The organism is [Clostridium] clostridioforme AGR2157 (genome assembly GCF_000424325.1).
Classification (GTDB): Bacteria; Bacillota; Clostridia; order Lachnospirales; family Lachnospiraceae; genus Enterocloster; species Enterocloster clostridioformis_A.
The window spans coordinates 59,426-79,450 of sequence record NZ_AUJR01000021.1; the positions used below are offsets into that span (position 1 = coordinate 59,426).

Consider the following 20,025-nt stretch of genomic DNA (forward strand, 5'->3'; position numbering starts at 1 on the left):
GCCTCCCTTCCTATAGCAGTTCTGATAAGATAACTTCAACTGCCTTTTGTTGTTTCTCAGCTACAGCCTTCTGCAATGCTTCCAAATCCTTGCCTTCCTCGGCACCGGCTGCCTGCATCATCTGCTCGCTCTGAGCCTTGGCATCCTCCTCGGCCCCCACCGCGCTTTCTCTGGCAGATTTCGTCATCTCTGCCTTCATCTGCGCCGCCTGAGCCTTTGCCTCTGCCACAATTGCCTCCGCCTCTTTTACCGCTTCCTTCTCGGCTGCTTCCGCGGCCGTTTCTGCCTGACGGATTGCGTCAATCGTCTCCTGGGCCAATCCAAATCCCCCTTTCTGTACCGGAATCCCGTTAGCTATCCTGCCGGAATATATGGTTAGTTTGCGCAGATATGCCTCCGGGAATACGATGGACCATACGTCTGTGTTGCAAAATGACAACTTATCCAGTATATGTCCACTGCTTTCCTATTATTTTTGTACAATATGAATAGATTATAACCCATGCATAAAAATTTATCAATCCACTTTCTCAATATTCATGAAAAAATTTTAGACTTTCTAAATATTTTTGTACAGCATACAAAAAACTTCTATCCATATTAAAATAATTGTCCCCTTAAACTTCACTTCCGGCTGGACATATTTGTTACATTAATAACAAATTGATTTATTAAAATAGGCTGCAGTTCCAACGCCTTCCATCTGCGTCATAAGCTACAGCCTATTTAATAACATCATATCATTTTATTCTGTTATTTGAAACAGTAATTTTTTAACATCTTTTTAACTCCCGGTCATATGCTGCCAATCTTCAGCTTTTCTTCGGCTGGTTTTTGGCTCATCTCCGGCTAATCCGCAATAATCATCCGCTTCTTTCCTCCGCCGTTCATCAGGCTGTAGTATGCTGGAAGCATGAGCAGCGACAGGATGGTGGATGCGGCCAGGCCGCCGATATTAACAAGGGCAAGGCCCTGGGTGGTGGAACCGCTGTCGCCCAGAGCAAGGGCCATGGGCACCATGGACACAACCGTAGTCAGGGTGGTCATAAGAATAGGTCTCAGACGGGTAGCACCCGCTTCCACCAGGGCGGTATTTAAATCCATCTCCCTGCGGTACTGGTTCACCGTATCCACATAGAGAATACCGTTGTTAACAACCGTACCTACCAGCATCAGGAATCCCAGAAGGGATGTCATACTGATGGCGCTGTCTGCCAGCCACAGAAGCCCGAAGGCGCCTATGAGGCAGAACGGGATGGTGGTCATTACCATGATTGAGAACTTAGGCGACTCAAACTGGGCCGCCATGACCACGAATACCAGGAAGATAGCCAGGGCAATGGCCTGGAACAGCGCCGTGAACTCTTCTGCCATGGATTCATCCGTCTGGTTCTGGGCAATGGTCACATTGGCGTTATCTCTTACAGCCGGCTGCACCACCTCGCTTAAAAGCCGGGTCTTTGTGTTCTTATCTGATTGTTCGGTATAGATACCGCTGATGGTGGCGCGGTACTGCTTATCCTGCCTGGTGATGGATGCAGGGCTGTCTGCAAAGTGAATGTCAGCCACATCCGTCAGGGCAACGGAACTGCCCTTAGGCGTCTGGAGGGTGATTGTCTCAATCTGGTCCAGGGTCTTATAGCGCTCCTTAGGATACTCTACCTTTACATCAATATCATTTCCGTCAATATTCAGGGAGGTGGGTGTGGTGCCGCTGAGCATGTTATTCAGGGTACTGCCAATCTGGGCAGGCGTCAGTCCTGCCGCCCTGGCCTTAATGGGATTCACCGTAACCTTCACTACAGAGGCCGCATTTTCCAGGGATGAGTGGACCTTGGTCAGCTCCGGACGTTTGCTTAAGTTTTCCGCCACATGGTCGCTGACCGCCTTCAGGTCATCGTAATTCGTACTCTGAAGGTCTACTGAGTATTCATCATCCGATCCCATCATAGAACTTACCTGTGAGTAGGCTTCCACCGTTATATTGGTATCTGAGATTCCGCCCAACTGCTGTTTCCAGAGACGGACCACCTGGTCTGTCTCCATTTTTCTGTCCTTCTTAAGGTAGACAGTAATGCTGGGGTCAGAGCTCATGCTCAGTCCCGAACTGCCTGCCAGTGTAATGTAGGATTCCACATCTTCCTGCTGGGAGATAATATCCTCTATCTGTTTCATGACACGGTCTACCTTGTCAATCTTCATACCCGGCTTTACTTCCGCGGTAATGGATATCTGGCCCTGGTCATCCTCAGCCATCATCTCCACCCGCAGGAACTTGGCAATGAAGAACGAGAACAGGAGGAGCGCCACGGAGGCCAGCATGACAAGCCCTCTCTTGTTCAGAAGCTTTGTCATGATTCCCCGGTAGGCTTCCTGCATCTTCTCAACAGGTCTGGACAGGGGAGCTGCCTTTCTCTCCACCGGTTTATAAATCATGTAGCACAGTGGCACCACTGTAATAGCTGATATGAGAGATGCCGTCATACAGAATACGATGGTAAAGCCCAGGGGCCGGAACATCTGGCCCGTCATGCCGCCCAGCATGGCCAGCGGCAGGAACACCACGCAGGTGGTCAGCGTGGAACCGATAACTGACTGGTATACCACGCCGGTACCGTTTAGGGCTGCCTTGGAAAATTCCAGGAAACCGGTATCATCCGTGGCCCTGAAACAGCTCTCCAGCACAACGGTGGAGTTATCCACCATCATACCGACGCCCAGCACCAGGGCGCTCAGGGTTATGACGTTCAGGCTGAAGCCCATGAGCTGCATCAGGATTAGGGACGACAGGATGGACACGGGAATGGAGCTTCCGACAATCATGGACGCCTTCAGGTCCCCGAAGAACAGCCATATGATGACCATGGAAATGATGATGGCCAGAATCATTGTCTCGATAACGGAGCTCAGGGACGACATGATGGAATCCTTGTCATCGTCTACTATGGTAATATGCAGGCTTGGGTCCTTGCTGGTAAGCTCACGCACCACCCGCTTCACATCTTTTGAAACATCCAGAGTGGCAGCGTCCTGCTGCTTGCTGACAGTCAATGCCACGATATCCTCCGGAAGTCCGTTCTCAGCCTTATAACGCGCGATGCTCTCCACATCGTCCGCGCCCATATATACCTTTGCCACATCCCTCAGATATACGGTTTGGTTGCCGGATACAGTCAGCGGAATATCATTGAGACTGTCCATGGTCTCAAAGGGCTGCTCGGTTGACACAGACAGCTTCTGGTCGCCCACCTCCGTATCGCCTGCCGGATAAGTGATATCCGATCCCGCAATATCGCTGGCAATGGAACTCATGGATACGCCGTACTGTTTCAGCTTCTCCGGCATCAGCTCCACCTTGATGTATTTCTGGAGACCGCCGGTGATGGAAACCTCGGCTGCCGTTGACAGCTTCTCAAATTCAGGTACAACCTCATTATTCACATAGTTGTAAAGGTCGTCGTCCTCCCCATGGCTGACTGCCATGATTACATTTGGCTTCAGGCTGGTATTCAGCTCCAGCATGATGGGGTCATCCGCATCCTCCGGAAGCTCTGCCTTAGCCAGGTCCATCTGCTTCTTCAGGTCATCATATGCATCGTTCATGTCAGTGCCATACTTGTATTTCAGCGTAACGATGGACATGTTCTCCTTTGACTGGGAGGATATGGTATCCAGACCGCTCAGGGTACTGGCCCTGTCCTCAATTGGTTTGGTGACCAGCTCGCTGACATCGTCAGGGCTGGCGCCGGAGTAAACGGTCATTACAATCATCATGGACATGTTCATGTCCGGCATCAGCTCCAGCGGTGATTTCATCACTGAGGACAAGCCGAACACAACCAGACACAGGATTGCGAGAACCGTACTGACCGGCCTTTTTAAGACAAGTTTTGTTAAGCCCATTTTCCTGCCTCCTTCTACTGTGCCTGACTCTGGTCTGCGGCCGGACTTTCAGCTTTGTCTGTCTGATTGGTTTCCTCGATGACCTGCATCTTTTTCTGTGCATCGGCTTCCGTTCCATTCACCTCTACGGTTGCCGGCACCTCGGTCTCCAGTGTCACCTTGGTTCCCTCCTTTAATTCGGAGGTCCAGGTGGTGAGGATCTGGTCATCCAGGGTAATTCCTGAAAGCACCGCGATATTCTCACTGTCATAGATGCCCACTTCCACCGGTACCTCGTGAATGATGCCGTTGTCATATGTGTATACATAGGCATCGCCTGATTTATAATATACACAGTTATTTGGAATCAGCATGGCATTCCTGGCAGATGCGGAAGGTACCCGCAGCTCCACACTGGTTCCGGCCGCCATGGTCTCATTGTCATCCACAGATGCCTTTATCTTGAACAGGCCAACGGATGCCTCAGCCATGTTGCTGACTTCAATAACATTGCCGCCGTATTCTGTTCCTTCCTTGATGACCGTAATGGGGTCCCCTGCGTTCAGGTGGTTCTTTACCTTCTCAGTCACATAGAAAGTCACATTATTGCCGCTGTCACCTGCGATGACGCAGAGCTGGTTGGAGTTTCCAACCGTATCATGAACCTCCACGTTGAGCTGCTCCACCCGTCCGCTTATGGGGGATGTTACATGGCTGAATTCCATCTGGTTTTCATATGCAATCTTGGCAGACTCATACTGAAGCCTCTTAGCCTCAGCATCAGTCTGATATCCCTCAAACTCTTTATCAGATACAAAGCCTGACGCATGGAGCGGGGCCATACGGGACAGGGTAGACTGTGCGTCATCCCACGCCACCTTTGCCGCGTCCATGGAGTTTTTGGATGTGTCCACCTGCTTTGTATCAATCTCCAACAGCACCTGTCCGGCCGCAACCACATCCCCGGCCTTCACGTTGACAGCTGTCACGTCGCCTCCTGCCTTGGGATATATGTATACAATATCGGCCGGCTCAATGGTGCCTACCAGGTCTGTTGTCAGCAATATGTCGCCTATCTGCGGCGTTTGTACCGTTACCACCGGCTCCGGGGTGGGGACAACAGGCTCTTCCTTCTTGAAAACTCTGGCAATCACAATGACTGCTATAATTACAATCACGATTCCCCAGATAATGCGCGTCCTTGCCTTTTTCATCTTCTCCTCTTTCCTTTCATGTACTTTTTAGTATGAGAATCTGTCATTGCGCCGGCGCTGTCCTGTGAGGGAATACAGCGCCAGAAAAAAACAAGGGAAATAAGCTGCTTTGGTCCACAGCCCTTCCCCAAATTACGGCTTCCTTCTTTTTTACCAACCATCTTGTATTTTAGACAGTTGCCCCCCTTTTTGTCTAACACCAAAATGCGGATATTTAACAACATATTGTTGTTAATTATAATTATTTTTCAAAAATTTTATAAAACTTTCAAGTCTTTTCTCATTTTCTTTACGCCATACAATGATTACACTGGCATGGGCCTGGTTCTTGGAGTTGGGCATGGGATACATGACCAGCCGTTCTCCGTAATTATGGTAGAATTCTTTAAAGCCAATATGAATCCCTTCGTCGGCAATAATTGCCAGCTCCAGGCTGTTGACATTTTCATAATACCGGGCCTTCTGAAGGATGTGTTCCTGGCTGGAGATAAGTTCAAACAGCCGCAGCTCGGCGCCTGCAAAAAAATTCTTGAAGAGACACAGCATGGTCTCTCCCTTAAAATCCTCCATGACCACCTCTTCCTTCTGGGCCAGGGGATTTTTCTTGGACATGACATAGTATAAGGGCAGTTTTTTTATAACCATCAGGCCGCACTTCTCTTTCAGCTGCTCGTAGGAGGGAGTAAAGCTTACAGTCATCATCAAATCCGGATTTCCGTTGGTTATATCCTTTATATTGGTGAATTCATTGATTTCAAATTCCACTTCCGGGTCAAGGGCCATATAATCAGCCAGTATGTTGCCCGCCATCTCTATGATACCGCTTATGCCCACCACGGACAGATTAATCCTGCGTTTGGCTCTCTCCCCCTCCTCCCTGGCCATATCCACGGAGTCATATATTTCCTTGGGGATATCCTTCCAGCGCCATAGAAGAAGCTCACCGCTGCGGGTCAGCTTCACATCCCTGGTGGTCCTGTCAAAAAGGCGCAGCTCCAGTTCCTTTTCCAGAGATGCTATCTGGCGGCTCAGCCCCTGCTGTGATATATACAGATGGTTGGCTGCCTCCGTAAAATTAAGAGTCCTGGCTGCTTCCAGGAAACATTCTATCTGATGGATAGTCATGAATATACTCCTATTGTGTGCTTTCCGGCATTGTTATATGCTGTCCTGCGTATACCGGCTTCATGCATCCCGGCCATGCGCATCCTGCTGTCCTGCATCCTGTTCCGCCGCGTCCTGCTCCGCTCCGCCCAGATTCAGAACCGCCGACGGGTCCAGGGCGTCCCTCAGGGCATCGCCCACAAAATTGATGGCAACTACCAGGACCACAATCAGGAGTCCGGGCGGAATCCAGAGCCATGGCTGCTTTGTCAGCACGGTCAGGGACTGGGCGCTGTTCAGCATATTGCCCAGGCTGGCTGTGGGCGGCTGCACTCCCATGCCCAGAAAGCTTAAGGAAGCCTCATCCAGCATGGACAGGGCCATGACCGAGGTGGCGTACACCAGAATCGGTGCAACGGTATTGGGAAGTATCTCTGAAAACAGGATATGTCTGGCAGGCATCCCCGCCACAATGCTGCTCTTAACAAAATTAGTCTCCCGCAGGCTCAGCACATTGCCCCTGACCAGGCGGGCGATGCCGGGCCAGTCCACAAATCCGAGAATCAGTATGATGCTCCAGAGCCCCGGTTCAAAGATGGCTGCCGCCACGAGAACCAGCAATATATATGGAAAGGACATGACCATGTCTGTAAAACGCATGATGGCTATGTCCAGCCAGCCTCCAAAGTATCCCCCCAGCAGTCCCAGGCTGACTCCTATGGCCGTGGATATGGCCGTAGCCAGCACGCCCACCAGCAGAGATATACGCGTTGCATATAAAAGGCGGGAGAACATATCCCGTCCAATCTGGTCCGTTCCCAGCAGGAACCCGGGGCTTGGCGGGGCGCCAAAGGACCCTGCGATGGCATCCGGGTCATAGGGCGCTATGACAGGCGCCAGGATGGCCGCTGTGCAGATGACTGCCAGCACCACCAGACTGATACAGGCCAGGCGGTGGTGGAGAAACCGCCGCCTTACGGTCTGCCAGTAATTTTCTCTTCCGATGTCCCCATAAGGGTTCTTTCTGTTCATTTTCATTCTAACTATACTTACTCCTGTCAAGTACTTGCGCCGGTCTGTCAGTCATACTGAATAGCCGGGTTTACGATGGCGTACAGAATATCCGTCACCAGGTTGGCTGCCAGCACCACCACGGCGGAAAGCAGGCAGACGCCCATGATAACCGGATAATCCCGGTTCAGGATGGCGCTCATGGTCATAAGTCCCAGTCCGGGCCAGGAAAACAGCTGCTCCACAATGACCGCGCCGCCAAACAGCACCGGAATCTGCATGCCGATGACTGTCACAATGGGCACCAGGGCATTGCGCAGGGCGTGCTTATATATGACCCTCCTTCGCCCGATTCCCTTGGCCTTGGCTGTGCGCAGATAGTCCTGCTGGAGGATTTCCAGCATGGCGCTGCGGATATAGCGGATATTGGTCCCTGCCATGGAGACAGACAGCACCAGCACGGGCATTACCATATGGGCCGCCACATCCGCCGCGCCGCCCCCAGTGCCCAGGGTGGTCATCCCTCCGGAGGGCAGGAGACCCAGGTTCACAGTAAACAGGTACACTAACAGCAGGGACAGGAAAAATCCCGGTATGCTGCTTCCGAAAAAGGAGGCTGTCACCACGGCGTAATCCCCTTTGGAATACTGGTGGATGGCGCTGTAGATTCCGGCAGGCACCGACATGATAAGACTTACAATCAGCGACACCCCCATCAGAAGAAGGGTGGGTCCCAGATGGCTTCCAATCATGGCGCTGACCGCCTCGTAGGATTTCACGGAATACCCCATGTTTCCGGAAAGAAGCTGTCCCAGCCAGATAAAGTACTGTATATAGAAAGGTTTGTCCAGTCCCATGGCTGCCTCCTTGGCAGCGATGGCTTCCTGGGAAATACGGGCTCCCTGAAGCATTTCCAGGGGGCTGCCCGCAAAACACATGATGGCATAGTCAATAATGGTGATGCCAAGCAGGGTGGGAATGGCAATCAGAATACGCTTCAGTATATATTTGGTCATGCCTGCTCACCCTCCTTCTCTAATTCCTTATACCGGATACAGGCTGTCAGGTGGCTGCTTGCCGGAGCTGCCGGCTTCAGCTCCATTTCTCCGCTCATGCACTCTTCCTTACAGTGAGGGCATCTGGGGTGGAAGGGACATCCTGAGGGCGTATTCACATTTGACGCAGTCTCCCCGCCGGCAATTCCCTCCGACCGCCTCCTGCGTTTTCTCGGGTCGGCTATGGGCACCGCCTCGAACAGGGCCCTGGAATAAGGATGAAGGGGGTGGTCAAACAGCTCCTTCCGGCCGGCAATCTCTACAATCTTCCCCAGGTACATGACGGCAATCCGGTCGCTGACATAGTTCACAGCTCCCAGGCCGTGGCCGATAAAGATACAGGTAAGTCCCAGCTCCTTCTGCAAATCCCTGAGCAGGTTCAGTATCTGGGCCTGGATGGACACGTCCAGAGCGCTGACCGGTTCGTCGCATACCAACAGCCTGGGATTTAGGGAAAGGGCCCTGGCAATGCCTATGCGCTGCCTCTGTCCGCCGGAGAATTCATGGGGATATCTTCCCAGACAGTTCTTCGGAAGCCCTACCATATCCAACAGCTTTTCCACATGGGAGTATACGTCCCCGCGTTTGGCCAGCCCATGATACAGCATGGGCTCCGACAGTATCTCAAACACATGCTTCCTGGGGTTCAGGGATGAATAGGAATCCTGGAATATCATCTGCAGCTGGGTGCGGAAGGGCTTCATCTGGGCCTGGCTCATATTGCCCAGGTCATTACCGTCGTAGACAACCCGTCCTCCCGTGGGATGCTCCAGCCCTACCAGCTGGCGTCCCAACGTGGATTTGCCGCAGCCGGATTCTCCCACCAGCCCCAGGGTCTCCCTCTCAAACAGCTGAAAGGATACTCCGTCCACAGCCCGCACCACACCGGCGTTGCGGGAGAACATACCTGATTTAGCCATATAATACTTTTTCAGTCTCTCCACAGAAAGCAGTGGGACCTGGGATTTATCATCCATCTGTCAGCACCTCCTTCGCCCTGCAGCACCGCACAATATGGGAATCCCCTACAGGCACCTCCTGCTGCGGCTTCATGCACATCGCTGTCCTGAAGGGGCATCTCCTTGCAAAACGGCACCCCCGAATCCTGTCGTAGTGTTCCGGCACAATTCCCTCTATGGACTCCAGCCTTCTGTCCTCCTCATCCCTGATACCGGGTACGGAACGCAGCAGGGCCCTGGTGTAGGGATGGGCCGGATGGTCAAACAGCTCCAGCACCCTGGCCTGCTCTATGAGCTGTCCCGCATACATTACCAGCACCCGGTCAGCCATCTGAGCCACCAATCCCATGTCATGGGTGATGAGCAGCACCGCCATGCCCATCTCCTGCTTAAGCTCCAGAATCAGGTCCATGATTTGGGCCTGAATCGTCACATCCAGAGCCGTGGTAGGCTCGTCGGCAATCAGAAGGGACGGATTGCAGGAAAGGGCCATTGCAATCATGACACGCTGGCGCATGCCTCCTGACAGCAGGTGCGGGTATTTTTTCATCACAGAGAGGGTGTCCGGCAGCCCCACCTTCTTAAGGAGGGACAATGCCCTCTCCCGGGCCTCATCCTTTCCCAGCCCCATGTGGGCGCGGATGCTCTCCGTCATCTGGCTCCCGATGGTAAATACAGGGTTAAGGGAGGTAAGAGGGTCCTGGAATATCATGGTCAGGCGGTCTCCCCTGACTCCGTCCAACTCCCTCTCTGTCATGGAGAGCAAATCCCTTCCCTCGAACAGAACCTGGCCGTCAGTCACCTTCCCCCCTTTGCCTAAAAGCCCCATAACAGACAGGGCTGTGACGCTTTTGCCGCAGCCCGACTCCCCTACAATACAGACTATCTCCCCCGAATCCACATGGAATCCCACGTGGTCCACACTTATATTCTTCCCCCCGTCACCAGAAAATTCAACTTCCAGATTCGTGACTTCAAGGATATGTGACATACTGTTTCCTCATTTCTTGATATTAATGGCGGATTTCCCATGAATGAAGATACCCAGAGAGCATATGCCCTCCGGGAATCCGTTCATTCTTTCCAATTATGGGGTTGTCCTGCCGGGATGCCTTCCAATGTGACACATTCTATCGGGATATATTCTATTGGGTCACATCCCACTGCTCCACATGATTGAGGAAGCCATAGACGCTGGGCTTAACCCCTGTCAGGCGCTTATTGGCCGCTGCCATGGTCCTGATAATGTAGGCGGAAAACATGGGCACATCCTCCTGGACCTTCCGGTCCACGATCCCATACAGCTCCTTCAGCTTATCCTTGTCATTTGTCAGGGCCACATTTGACAATGCTTCCTCCACCTCCGGCCTGGTATAGCCGGTCCAGCTGCCCTCGCCGCCTAAAAGCCAGGCTACGTCCGCATAAGGATCCACCGGCGGATAGGTATACTGTACGGCCAGCACATCAAAATCACCGCTGGAGGCAGTGCTCATCAGCGTATTAATGTCCATGGTCTGGATATCTGCCTTAATGCCCACTGCTGCCCACTGGGCTGCTATAACAGAAGCCGCGTTCACAAAGGTGCTGTCGCCTGAGTCAATGCAGAAACGTATGCTTTTGCTCTGGTCCCATCCGCTCTCCGCCAGCAGGCTCTTTGCCTTTTCCGGATCATAGGAAACAGGCACCAGGGAACTGTCAAAATACGGGCTGGCCGATGACAGAAATCCGTCCGCCACTTCTCCGTTGCCCTTTAAGAGCTGCTCCATGAGCTGGCTGCGGTCCACCGCGTACAACATGGCCTGGCGCACCTTTGCATCGGTGATTCTGGCTGTATTGATGAATACGGACTGGTTGGTGATGGGGTCCCCGTAGGAAACCTCCACGTTCTCCAGCGCCGCCACACTCTCATAGTCCTCCAGGGGAATGGTGCTCATGGTGTTCTGGGTAATGTCGATTTCCCCGGACTTAAGCCCGGCATAGAGCTGGCTGCCTTCCACGATTTTTATGTTGAGACGCTCAATCCCCGGAGCGCCCTTCCAGTAGTCTTTGTTGGCCTCATAAGACACATAGTGGTCCCGGTCAAACTCAGTCACCTTATAGGGACCGCTCACCACGTCCGGATGGCTGAACCACGGGTCTGATGCCAGCGCCTTCTCGCCGATATCACCAATCACATGCTTTGGAAGGGGCATGAGATAGCGGGCATAGGAGCTGTTAAAGGTTATGAGTGACATGGGAGCCTTGGTGGTAAAACGCACGGTCTTGTCATCCACCCTGGCAATGCCTTCCACATGGTCGGCTCCCTCTTCCACAAACCCGTCGTCGCCCACGCCTTCAAATACATAGTACATCATGGCCGGGTTTCCGATAACCGGGCTGCAAAGCCTGAGGGCCGTGTACACCACGTCATCCGCGGTAACCGGAGTTCCGTCGGACCAGACCGCCTTATCATCAATATGCACCAGGAAATTCCTCTCGTCCTCCGCTGTCACGGAATCTGCCAGCATTCCTTCAAACTCCATATTCTGGTCCAGTTCCACCAACGGCAGGAACATGAGACCTGTGGCATATTTATTCATCTCCACGCCGTCCATCAGCAGGGGATTCAGCGTATTGAGAGAGCTGGTCACACCAATATTGACGATTTTTCCGCTGTCAGAGGCCGCTGCCTGGGTCTGTCCCAATCCCGTCTGTCCTGATTCCGTCTGGCCCGACGGCTGGCTGCCGCCTTTGCCCCCGCATCCCGCCGCTGACAGGACCATGACCGCAGATAAAACCAGGGCAAGACATCTGCCTGCCATTCTCCCCGCTGTTCCTTTTGTATGTTTCATAAGCCTCCTCCTTAAATCCGGCATCCGTCTTTGCACAGCGCTGTGCCGCGCAGCAAAACCACACTATTCATAGTAAATTAGTATGGTTTTATTTATATCATTACACGCAGTAAATGTCAATAGTTCCATTCCCCCGGCTTTTAAAATACCTGACCTTCCGTAAACTGAAATGGCTTAATCCGGCGCACCACATCCATAATGGTCCCGTCACGGCTTTCGATAATACCAACCACTCTGTCCTCAAACTGGACCTTTTCCGGCTCCCCGGCAATGGAATAGGCAATATCGCGCAGTTCTTCAATCGTCTTAAACGGCAGTACTGGTTGATCACTGCACTTTCCAGGGTGAAGTCGATTGTTCCTTCCCCTGCTTCTACCGTTACCTGGCAGTCACTGGATTCCAGTGTTCCTGCCACTGCTGGCTTCTTAATCTCCATCCCATTTGCCCTCCTATGCGTTTTTTCTGTTCCTGTTATAGTTGATCAGGCAGCCTGCCTTTACGATTTTACGTTCTTCCGGCGTCATATCCGCCACATACAGCGAGATTTCCTCCGCTTTTCCGTTTTTGATCACATAGGCCCTGATATCTGTCATATCGCCGTCCAACGCCTTTCTGATATCCGGTACAAAGATATAGTCTCCCACTTCAAAGTTTGGTTCTTCTTTCATCTGGAATGGAATCATTCCCCAGTTCATCACATTGGAGCGGTATCTCTTGGTAGCGTATTCCTTTGTGATATTTGCAAGGCCTCCGATCACTCTCTGACAGCTTGCAGCCTGTTCTCTGGCAGATCCGTCTCCAGGTTTCACCGCGTATACCATACTACCCACTTCTGTCTCTGCTTCTTTGATGTCAGCCTGTCCCGGAAGCGTGCGGATGACTCCATATACCTCTGCAAGCTCCGGCTCTGCTTCCAGTACCTTTCCCGTGCTGACCCTTGCCTTCTCAATTTTATCCACTTCTTTACTGCGGCCCACATATTCCGGATCTCTTCTTGAAAGGGTGAATTCGGCCAAACCAAGCGGATTGGAGCGGTAAGATGAAGTTTCTCCCGATGGAATTAATTCATCCGTTGTCGTTACCGGGTCCATGATCTTGGAACATACTTTAAGAAGGATGTTGTCTGTCAGCGGGCTCATTTCCGGCCAGTCCTTAATATTCGGACCGTATACCAGTTCTTTTTCCTGATCTCCGCTGTCAAACCCGTAATATACACGGTTCTTATATACGGTATCATCAAAGTGGTATTCCGGTACTTCTCCCCAGCAGTCAAAGCTTTCTGCCGAAGTAAGTACGCCGCCGTTTGCAGCCGTTGCCGCAATGGAACGCGCATCCATAAGCGCTACCGAAGACATCTGTCCATTACCAGGCTTGGAACCTTCACGGTTCGGGAAGTTCCTGGTCGTATGGCGGATACTCAGGCCATTATTGCACGGAGTATCACCTGCTCCAAAGCATGGTCCACAAAATGCTGTACGGATAACCGCACCTGCCTCCATCAGGTCGGCGATCACGCCTTTTCTTGCCAGATCAATAAATACCGGCTGGGAAGACGGGTATACTGCCAGAGAAAACTCTCCGTTTCCACAATTTTTACCTCTGAGCACATTGGCTGCTTCTACCACATTGGTATAATTTCCTCCTGCGCATCCGGCAATCACGCCTTGCTGCACCTGAAGCTTTCCGTCTTTGATTTTATCTGTAAGTGTATAAGAAGCTCTTCCGCTTCCCACATGCTCTGCCTCCTTTTCAACCTCCCGCAAAATATCCACAAGACTGGCATTCAGCTCATCAATCTCATAGGTATTGCTCGGATGGAAGGGCAGGGCGATCATCGGTTTTACCGTGCTTAAGTCAACATAGACACATCCGTCATAGTAAGCGACCTCCGCCGGGTTCAGTTCCTTATATGCGTCTCCTCTGCCATGAAGATTTAAGAATGCCCTTGTGTCTTCATCTGTACGCCAAACGGAACTCAGGCAGGTAGTCTCTGTTGTCATGACGTCCACACCGTTTCTGTAATCGGTTGACATGGATGCGACACCGGGTCCCACAAATTCCATTACCTTATTTTTTACATAACCCTCTTTGAATACTGAGCCGATGATGGCAAGTGCAATATCCTGCGGTCCCACATATGGAGCAGGCTTTCCTGTCAGATAAATCACCACAACACCCGGATATTTCACATCGTAAGTATCACAAAGAAGCTGCTTTACCAGTTCTCCGCCGCCCTCACCGATCGCCATAGTCCCAAGCGCCCCGTATCTTGTATGCGAATCAGATCCAAGAATCATTTTTCCACAGCCCGCATGCATCTCTCTCATATACTGGTGAATGACTGCGATATGAGGAGGAACATAGATTCCGCCATATTTTTTTGCCGCAGAAAGTCCGAACATATGGTCATCTTCATTGATGGTTCCTCCCACTGCACACAACGAATTGTGGCAGTTTGTAAGTACATAGGGAATCGGAAATTTTTCCATCCCTGACGCCTTCGCTGTCTGGATAATTCCGACAAACGTAATATCGTGGGACGCCATCGCATCAAATTTGATCTTAAGATTTTCCATATCGCCGGAAGTATTATGTGCTTCCATGATGGAATATGCAATCGTTCCCTTTTTAGCCTCTTCTTTCTTTACTTCTTTTCCTGTAAGCGCCTGAATTTTCTGGGTTTCACATTCCGGTACGATTTCCGTCCCATTGATCAGATATACGCCGCTTTCATATAACTTTACCATTTTCATTCCTCCTCTTTACTGTTTTTTACTTGCTACGCCTGTTCCACATAATCATCAACCGATTCAAACAGTTCTCTCATTCTCGCTTCCCGTTCCCTTTTTTCCCTGGCAGTTTCCTTTTTACATCCGTTCTCCACCGTCTTCATAATATAACTGCCGAAAAATGGCGCCCTGGGTATTGATATACTGGATGCATCCATGTTCATGTTCCTTTTCTCCCTTCTCACTTTGTTTTAAGATCCGGCTCATCCTTACGTTTAATATATCCCGCTTTTATATCAAAATGAAATATGCATAATCACTATTAACCATCGGTTTTACCGATAGCACCTTTACGGACATAAAGCATCCTGTACTGAGCGCTTTTTATAATAGGAAATTGCAGAGCCGGGCGTACTCTATGATACAGAAAAGACACAGAACCTTCTCATTCTGTGCCTTACATAACCTTCTGTTCTTATTTTTCCACCAAACGATCCTTTCGATATATTTCACGTATCGTCTTTTCCAGCTCCTCTGCAGCCTTCACATAGTATTTATTTGACGGATAGGCAAGCCCCAATTCTATAAACACCCCTTTTCTTCCAATCCGTAAATACCGCACCTTGTCACTTGGTTCCGCGCAGGACTGGTAGGTAAAAGCCAGTCCAAGTCCTTCCTTCGCCATAGAAACAGCCATCGCTGCCGTTATATTGTTATTTTCCGCATAATATTTAATTCCCTTCTCACTGAACAACTGACGGCTGATGCTTCCCAGGATCGTGTCATAACCGCTCATGATAAATTCAAACTGTGCAGTTTCTTCTATGTTCACCCAATAATTGGTGGTTCCTTCAATCGGCTTTACAAACTCCATAACCGGATGATTTCTGTTCGCAACGATCAGAACCTCATCATCTTTTAAAAACTCCACATCATTTTTCAGCTTCACCGTAGGCATGGCTACCATCGCCAGGTCCAGCTTGCCTGCCATGAGAAGCTCTTCCAGCTCCATGCTGTGTTCTTCCACCACATCCACCTTCACCTTGGGATATTTTTCGTGAAAGCTTTTTAAAATCTTAGGCAGCATGCGAATCCCTCTGAAGGAACTGATACCAAATATCACGCGCCCGGCCTCCATATGTTCATTGTCCCATAATTCATTTTTCGCCCTCTGATATTGAAGAAGGATCTGCCTGGTCTGCTCGATAAAGCACGCCCCGCTGTATGTAGGATGTATTCCCTTTGATGTTCTGACAAACAGCTTTGTCCCAAGCTCACTTTCAAACTGCTGCAGAAACTGGCTGAGAGATGACTGTGCCATATAGAGACGTTGTGCAGCCTTCGAAATACTGCCCTCCTCTGCCAATGCAATCAGATAGGTAAATTCTTTCATATCCATTTCAAACTCTCCCATCGTTTTTACCGATATCTGTTATCGTTTATTCTCTGTTGCGCCGATATATTTTTCATTATAAGATTTATACATAGATTTGGCAATCCAGAACAGAAAAAACGGCAATTTTATCAATGAAAGGAGAATAAAAATGTCAGATGTTTCATTAAAAGGCGTTATTGACATGCACGTCCACTCCAATCCGGACATCCGTCACCGGGCCTACGATGATTTTGAACTGATGGAGGCTGCCATCCGCACAGGCGCACGGGCAATTGTCATCAAAACCCATCAAGGTACTACCGTAGACCGGGCTTATCTCTGCAACCGCCACAACGAACTGGTGCACCGTGGCGACAATAACTTTACCATGTTCGGCAGCATTACCCTGAACAGCCAAATGGGCGGAATCAATCCTTATGCTGTAGAGAGCGGTCTGAAGCTTGGCGGAAAGGTTGTATGGCTTCCGACACAGTCAGCCAGGAATACTAAGCTCAAAATGAACCAACCCGCCAAGGGGTGCGTGGACGTGTTCAGAGACGGAAAAGTTGTTCCCGAACTGAAGGATGTGTTTCAGTTAATTAAAGATTTTGATGTAGTTCTTGGAACCGGCCACATTTCTCCGGAAGAATGCTTCCGCATGGTGGAAGCTGCCAGAGATGCCGGTGTAAAAAAGATCGTTGTCACCCATCCGGAATGGTGGCTGGTGGGTATGAGTCTGGAGGATCAGATCCGCATTGTGAAAGATTACAATGTCATTCTTGAACGCTGCTTCGCACAGCCCATGGGCGGCGGAAAGTATAAGAGCAACCTGCCAATGAATCTGGAAGCGATCAAAGCCTGTGGATATAAAAATGTAATGGTCAGCACCGATGGTGGACAGGTAGAAAATCCAAACTGGGAAATTGCCATTGCTCAATATATCGGTTATCTGGCGGACAACGGCATTTCACGGGATGAAATTCACTATATGACACACACCATTCAGTCCGGCCTTCTTGGCCTTAAGGATTAACCATTTCAATCAGGGGGATTACATTATGCTTAGTTTTTTAATTGTCGCAGCGATTGCCATAGCTGTCATTATTGGTTACAAAACCGGATTTAACACAGGAATTTTTGCTATCTTTTTCGCATATCTGATCGGATGCTTTGGCATGGGAATGTCAACAAAGGAAGTCATTGGCGGATGGCCGGTGAGTACGATGTTTGTCATCTTTTCGGTATCCCTATTCTACAATTTTGCACTGGTAAACGGAACTCTGGAAAAGACCGCACGTTATCTTCTCTATATATGCCGAAAATTCCCGGGGCTTCTCCCCTTTGCACTTTACCTGGCTGCTGCCGGAATCGCAGCTTGGGGTGCAGGATTTTTCACAGTCATGGCCTTTATGGCTCCCATCGCACTTCTGATCTGTGAGGAATCAAAAATGGACAAGTTGGTGGGCGCAGTCGCAGTCAACTGCGGTGCTCTCTCCGGTGCAAATTTTATGACCAGCGGAAGCGGTATTATTTTCCGCGGACTGATGGACGAAGGCGGCTGCGCGATGTCTTTCCGCTATTGTGCAGTCATCTTCATTGCCAGTGTGATTTTTTCTCTTCTTCTGATTGCCTTTTTCCGTTATGTGCCGAAAAGCAGCCGTAACATCGGCAGGGGAGTCTCCTTTGAAAAGCCGGAACCATTCACAGAGCTTCAGAAGAAAAACCTGTACCTGATGCTTATTATGATCGTTGTTGTTTTGATTTTCCCTATTTTACATATTATTTTCCCAAATGCCGGGGTTATCTCCTACATAAACGGTAAAATGGATGTTGGTCTTGTTGCGATTATTTTTTCAGCCATAGCGCTGTTTATGAAACTGGCTCCGCAAAAGGAGGTCATTGCAAAGGTTCCCTGGAATACCATTCTCATGATCTGCGGCGTTGGTATGCTGATCAACGTTGCTATTGAAGCAGGTACGATCAGCCTTCTCGCTTCATGGGCAGGAAGCAGTCTTCCTACATGGTTGATTCCAATTGCCTTCAGCTTCGTGGGTGCTATCATGAGCTTCTTTTCCAGCACGCTGGGAGTTGTATGCCCTGCTCTGTATCCGCTGGTTCCTACGCTGGCTGCCACAACCGGAATCAGTCCGCTTGTCCTTTTTTCCTGTATTGTAATCGGAGCACAGAGTTCAGCAATCTCTCCGTTTTCTTCCGGCGGTTCTCTGATTCTTGGCTCCTGCACTTCAGAAGAAGAGCGCAGCGCAATGTTTCCAAAGCTTTTATTTTTCGCTGTGCCGGTTAGTGTCATTTCAGCTACTGTCTTTAATGTTACCATGTCATTTTTATTATAAATAGCAATACTGCCAGAGACCAGGATGGCGGACAGTAAACTTTACTGGCTCCCTGGAACGTACTTGCAGTCCCTATCGTCTATTATGTGGGGGCTGCTTTATTTTGTCCATTCGTAGGGTTATTAAGCGCTTACAATCTATGAACTATTATCAACTTCTTATTCTTTAAAATCTTGCCAAATCGCAAGGAAATCGCAAGGTTTTAGCCATGTGATTCTCCTTGCGATTTTTATATACTGTTATTGTTCGAAGGGAGGCTATCGTATGGTTTACAACGACTTTGTTTTAAGAATCTCCTTCTCCTTGGTGCTTGGCTTTCTGATTGGATTGGAGCGGCAGCTCACCGGCCATCCGGCAGGCATCCGTATCAATGTTTTGATTTGCATGGGGACATGTTTCTTTACATTGTTTCCAATGCTCTATGGTTCGGATCAGGTGTTCCGTGTCGGGAGCAGCATTATATCCGGTGTTGGTTTTTTGTGCAGCGGTGTAATCTTCAAGGATAGCGGTTCGGTGCGAGGGATGAATACGGCAGCCACTCTTTGGTGTACGGCGGCCATTGGTATTCTTGCAAGTACGGGAATGTATGCAATGGCAATTACCGCCGCCTGCATTCTGATTAGCTCCAATTTGATCCTGCGTCCTCTTGCAAGAAAACTGAATCCAATTACTACCGGGGACGAATCAGAAAAGCAATACCGCATTTCTGTCACTTGTCAGGAAGATGCAGAGCAGGAAATCCGTCTGCTGCTGATTAACAGCAATCCCTGCAAAACGCTGTATCTAAATAATCTGGAAAGCGGCGATGTTGTTGGAGATAAGGTTGAGATTGTCGCTGAATACTGTTCTTCTGGAAAACCGAAAAACAATGTTTTAGAGGGAATTGTTGGGCAGGCATTGGCAATCCCGGAAGTAATAAGCGCCGGTTGGGAGGTGATGTGAGTGAAGAAGAAAATCAAAGATGGCAGACTGACAATTTTCTTTACGCTTTACGCCGTGTTCACAATAACATGCGGCTGTTTAAGCTGGATGTTTTTCGAACACAGAATTTTGATGTTTCAGATTTGGTATCAAGTAACTGCTGTCATTTGGCTTGTTCTTGCAGTTACGGCAGTGATGTTGCTTACCAGACTTCTGAAATTAAACAAACTAAGAAATGAAATCAATCACAGGAAGGAGTGAGTAACCATGGACTACACCTGCATCTTTTTCGGAGTCCTTTTCACCATAGCAGGTTTTGTATTTGCCTTTGGGAAAGGATACATACACCTTTCGGCATGGAAGAATATGCTGCAGGAAGAAAAAGAAAAAATTAGAATTGTGCCTCTTTGCCGCAACATCGGAGAGGTCATTGCATTGAGCGGCATTATCTTTCTGACGAAGGGATTTTGGTCAGGATTTTCTAACCACTGGTTTGTATGCGCGATGATTGCATGGCTGATTATTGCAGGCTTGGATGTTTGGTATATCTCAAAGAGTGACCGCTATCGCAACCAATAATCCGCTTTGCGGTT

18 protein-coding genes and 1 pseudogene are annotated in these 20,025 nt (G+C 49.8%); 5 read left to right on the forward strand and 14 right to left on the reverse strand.

From position 1 onward, the window contains the following. Positions 1–10 precede the first annotated feature (10 nt). From G614_RS27265 to G614_RS0110885, 14 genes and pseudogenes are all read right to left on the reverse strand, one after another. Complete coding sequence (locus G614_RS27265; RefSeq protein WP_027641947.1) at positions 11–319, reverse strand: hypothetical protein; 309 nt, start codon at positions 317–319, stop codon at positions 11–13. A gap of 530 nt (positions 320–849) precedes the next feature. Beyond that, positions 850–3,903 (reverse strand): efflux RND transporter permease subunit, encoded by a 3,054-nt coding sequence (locus G614_RS0110820; protein WP_027641948.1) that lies wholly within the window; start codon positions 3,901–3,903, stop codon positions 850–852. Positions 3,904–3,917: 14 nt separating this feature from the next. Further along, entirely contained in the window at positions 3,918–5,096 is a 1,179-nt protein-coding gene (locus tag G614_RS0110825) for an efflux RND transporter periplasmic adaptor subunit (RefSeq protein ID WP_027641949.1), read from the reverse strand. 231 nt (positions 5,097–5,327) lie between these two features. Then, a complete protein-coding gene (locus G614_RS0110835) occupies positions 5,328–6,221 on the reverse strand; it encodes a LysR family transcriptional regulator (protein ID WP_027641950.1) in 894 nt (297 codons plus the stop codon). Between the two features lie 60 nt (positions 6,222–6,281). Beyond that, entirely contained in the window at positions 6,282–7,238 is a 957-nt protein-coding gene (locus G614_RS0110845) for an ABC transporter permease (RefSeq protein WP_027641951.1), read from the reverse strand. 41 nt (positions 7,239–7,279) lie between these two features. Then, positions 7,280–8,227 carry an ABC transporter permease gene (locus G614_RS0110850; protein ID WP_027641952.1) on the reverse strand — a complete coding sequence of 316 codons (948 nt, stop codon included), beginning with the start codon at positions 8,225–8,227 and terminating at the stop codon, positions 7,280–7,282. Further along, entirely contained in the window at positions 8,224–9,243 is a 1,020-nt protein-coding gene (locus G614_RS0110855; protein WP_027641953.1) for an ABC transporter ATP-binding protein, read from the reverse strand. The genes G614_RS0110850 and G614_RS0110855 overlap by 4 nt, the downstream gene beginning before the upstream one ends. Then, positions 9,236–10,216: an ABC transporter ATP-binding protein gene (locus G614_RS0110860; RefSeq protein WP_027641954.1), complete on the reverse strand. Its 981-nt coding sequence runs from the start codon at positions 10,214–10,216 to the stop codon at positions 9,236–9,238. Before G614_RS0110860 ends, G614_RS0110855 begins: the two co-directional genes overlap by 8 nt. A 154-nt stretch (positions 10,217–10,370) precedes the next feature. Continuing rightward, positions 10,371–12,056, reverse strand: a complete 1,686-nt coding sequence (locus G614_RS0110865; protein ID WP_027641955.1) for an ABC transporter substrate-binding protein — start codon at positions 12,054–12,056, stop codon at positions 10,371–10,373. A gap of 140 nt (positions 12,057–12,196) precedes the next feature. Then, on the reverse strand, positions 12,197–12,358 hold the full coding sequence (locus G614_RS34370) for a citrate lyase subunit alpha (protein ID WP_334291507.1): 162 nt from the start codon (positions 12,356–12,358) through the stop codon (positions 12,197–12,199). Between the two features lie 14 nt (positions 12,359–12,372). Beyond that, positions 12,373–12,492 (reverse strand): annotated as a pseudogene (locus G614_RS34375) (citrate lyase acyl carrier protein); the annotation flags it as partial. Between the two features lie 13 nt (positions 12,493–12,505). Further along, on the reverse strand, positions 12,506–14,803 hold the full coding sequence (locus tag G614_RS0110875; protein ID WP_027641956.1) for a hydratase: 2,298 nt from the start codon (positions 14,801–14,803) through the stop codon (positions 12,506–12,508). Positions 14,804–14,835: 32 nt separating this feature from the next. After that, positions 14,836–15,009: a hypothetical protein gene (locus G614_RS31240; RefSeq protein WP_155245038.1), complete on the reverse strand. Its 174-nt coding sequence runs from the start codon at positions 15,007–15,009 to the stop codon at positions 14,836–14,838. A gap of 251 nt (positions 15,010–15,260) precedes the next feature. Beyond that, positions 15,261–16,184 (reverse strand): LysR family transcriptional regulator, encoded by a 924-nt coding sequence (locus tag G614_RS0110885; RefSeq protein WP_027641957.1) that lies wholly within the window; start codon positions 16,182–16,184, stop codon positions 15,261–15,263. 145 nt (positions 16,185–16,329) lie between these two features. Here G614_RS0110885 and G614_RS0110890 point away from each other — a divergent pair, with 145 nt between their 5' ends. From G614_RS0110890 to G614_RS0110910, 5 genes are all read left to right on the forward strand, one after another. Continuing rightward, a complete protein-coding gene (locus G614_RS0110890; protein WP_027641958.1) occupies positions 16,330–17,193 on the forward strand; it encodes a DUF6282 family protein in 864 nt (287 codons plus the stop codon). Between the two features lie 25 nt (positions 17,194–17,218). After that, entirely contained in the window at positions 17,219–18,511 is a 1,293-nt protein-coding gene (locus tag G614_RS0110895) for an SLC13 family permease (RefSeq protein WP_027641959.1), read from the forward strand. Positions 18,512–18,775: 264 nt separating this feature from the next. Then, complete coding sequence (locus G614_RS0110900) at positions 18,776–19,453, forward strand: MgtC/SapB family protein (protein ID WP_027641960.1); 678 nt, start codon at positions 18,776–18,778, stop codon at positions 19,451–19,453. Then, on the forward strand, positions 19,450–19,671 hold the full coding sequence (locus G614_RS0110905) for a hypothetical protein (RefSeq protein WP_155245040.1): 222 nt from the start codon (positions 19,450–19,452) through the stop codon (positions 19,669–19,671). The genes G614_RS0110900 and G614_RS0110905 overlap by 4 nt, the downstream gene beginning before the upstream one ends. Before the next feature lie 28 nt (positions 19,672–19,699). Then, the gene (locus G614_RS0110910; RefSeq protein ID WP_027641962.1) at positions 19,700–20,011 is read left to right on the forward strand and encodes a DUF3784 domain-containing protein; all 312 of its coding nucleotides are present in this window, start codon (positions 19,700–19,702) and stop codon (positions 20,009–20,011) included. Positions 20,012–20,025 lie beyond the last annotated feature (14 nt).

Coding starts and splice junctions, on each gene's coding strand:
- G614_RS0110860 (WP_027641954.1), bottom strand. CDS start 10,216: ATGTCACATATCCTTGAAGTCACGAATCTGGAAGTTGAATTTTCTGGT.
- G614_RS0110895 (WP_027641959.1), top strand. CDS start 17,219: ATGCTTAGTTTTTTAATTGTCGCAGCGATTGCCATAGCTGTCATTATT.
- G614_RS0110845 (WP_027641951.1), bottom strand. CDS start 7,238: ATGAAAATGAACAGAAAGAACCCTTATGGGGACATCGGAAGAGAAAAT.
- G614_RS0110875 (WP_027641956.1), bottom strand. CDS start 14,803: ATGGTAAAGTTATATGAAAGCGGCGTATATCTGATCAATGGGACGGAA.
- G614_RS0110900 (WP_027641960.1), top strand. CDS start 18,776: ATGGTTTACAACGACTTTGTTTTAAGAATCTCCTTCTCCTTGGTGCTT.
- G614_RS31240 (WP_155245038.1), bottom strand. CDS start 15,009: ATGAACATGGATGCATCCAGTATATCAATACCCAGGGCGCCATTTTTC.
- G614_RS0110850 (WP_027641952.1), bottom strand. CDS start 8,227: ATGACCAAATATATACTGAAGCGTATTCTGATTGCCATTCCCACCCTG.
- G614_RS0110890 (WP_027641958.1), top strand. CDS start 16,330: ATGTCAGATGTTTCATTAAAAGGCGTTATTGACATGCACGTCCACTCC.
- G614_RS0110835 (WP_027641950.1), bottom strand. CDS start 6,221: ATGACTATCCATCAGATAGAATGTTTCCTGGAAGCAGCCAGGACTCTT.
- G614_RS0110855 (WP_027641953.1), bottom strand. CDS start 9,243: ATGGATGATAAATCCCAGGTCCCACTGCTTTCTGTGGAGAGACTGAAA.
- G614_RS0110885 (WP_027641957.1), bottom strand. CDS start 16,184: ATGGATATGAAAGAATTTACCTATCTGATTGCATTGGCAGAGGAGGGC.
- G614_RS0110910 (WP_027641962.1), top strand. CDS start 19,700: ATGGACTACACCTGCATCTTTTTCGGAGTCCTTTTCACCATAGCAGGT.
- G614_RS0110820 (WP_027641948.1), bottom strand. CDS start 3,903: ATGGGCTTAACAAAACTTGTCTTAAAAAGGCCGGTCAGTACGGTTCTC.
- G614_RS0110865 (WP_027641955.1), bottom strand. CDS start 12,056: ATGAAACATACAAAAGGAACAGCGGGGAGAATGGCAGGCAGATGTCTT.
- G614_RS0110825 (WP_027641949.1), bottom strand. CDS start 5,096: ATGAAAAAGGCAAGGACGCGCATTATCTGGGGAATCGTGATTGTAATT.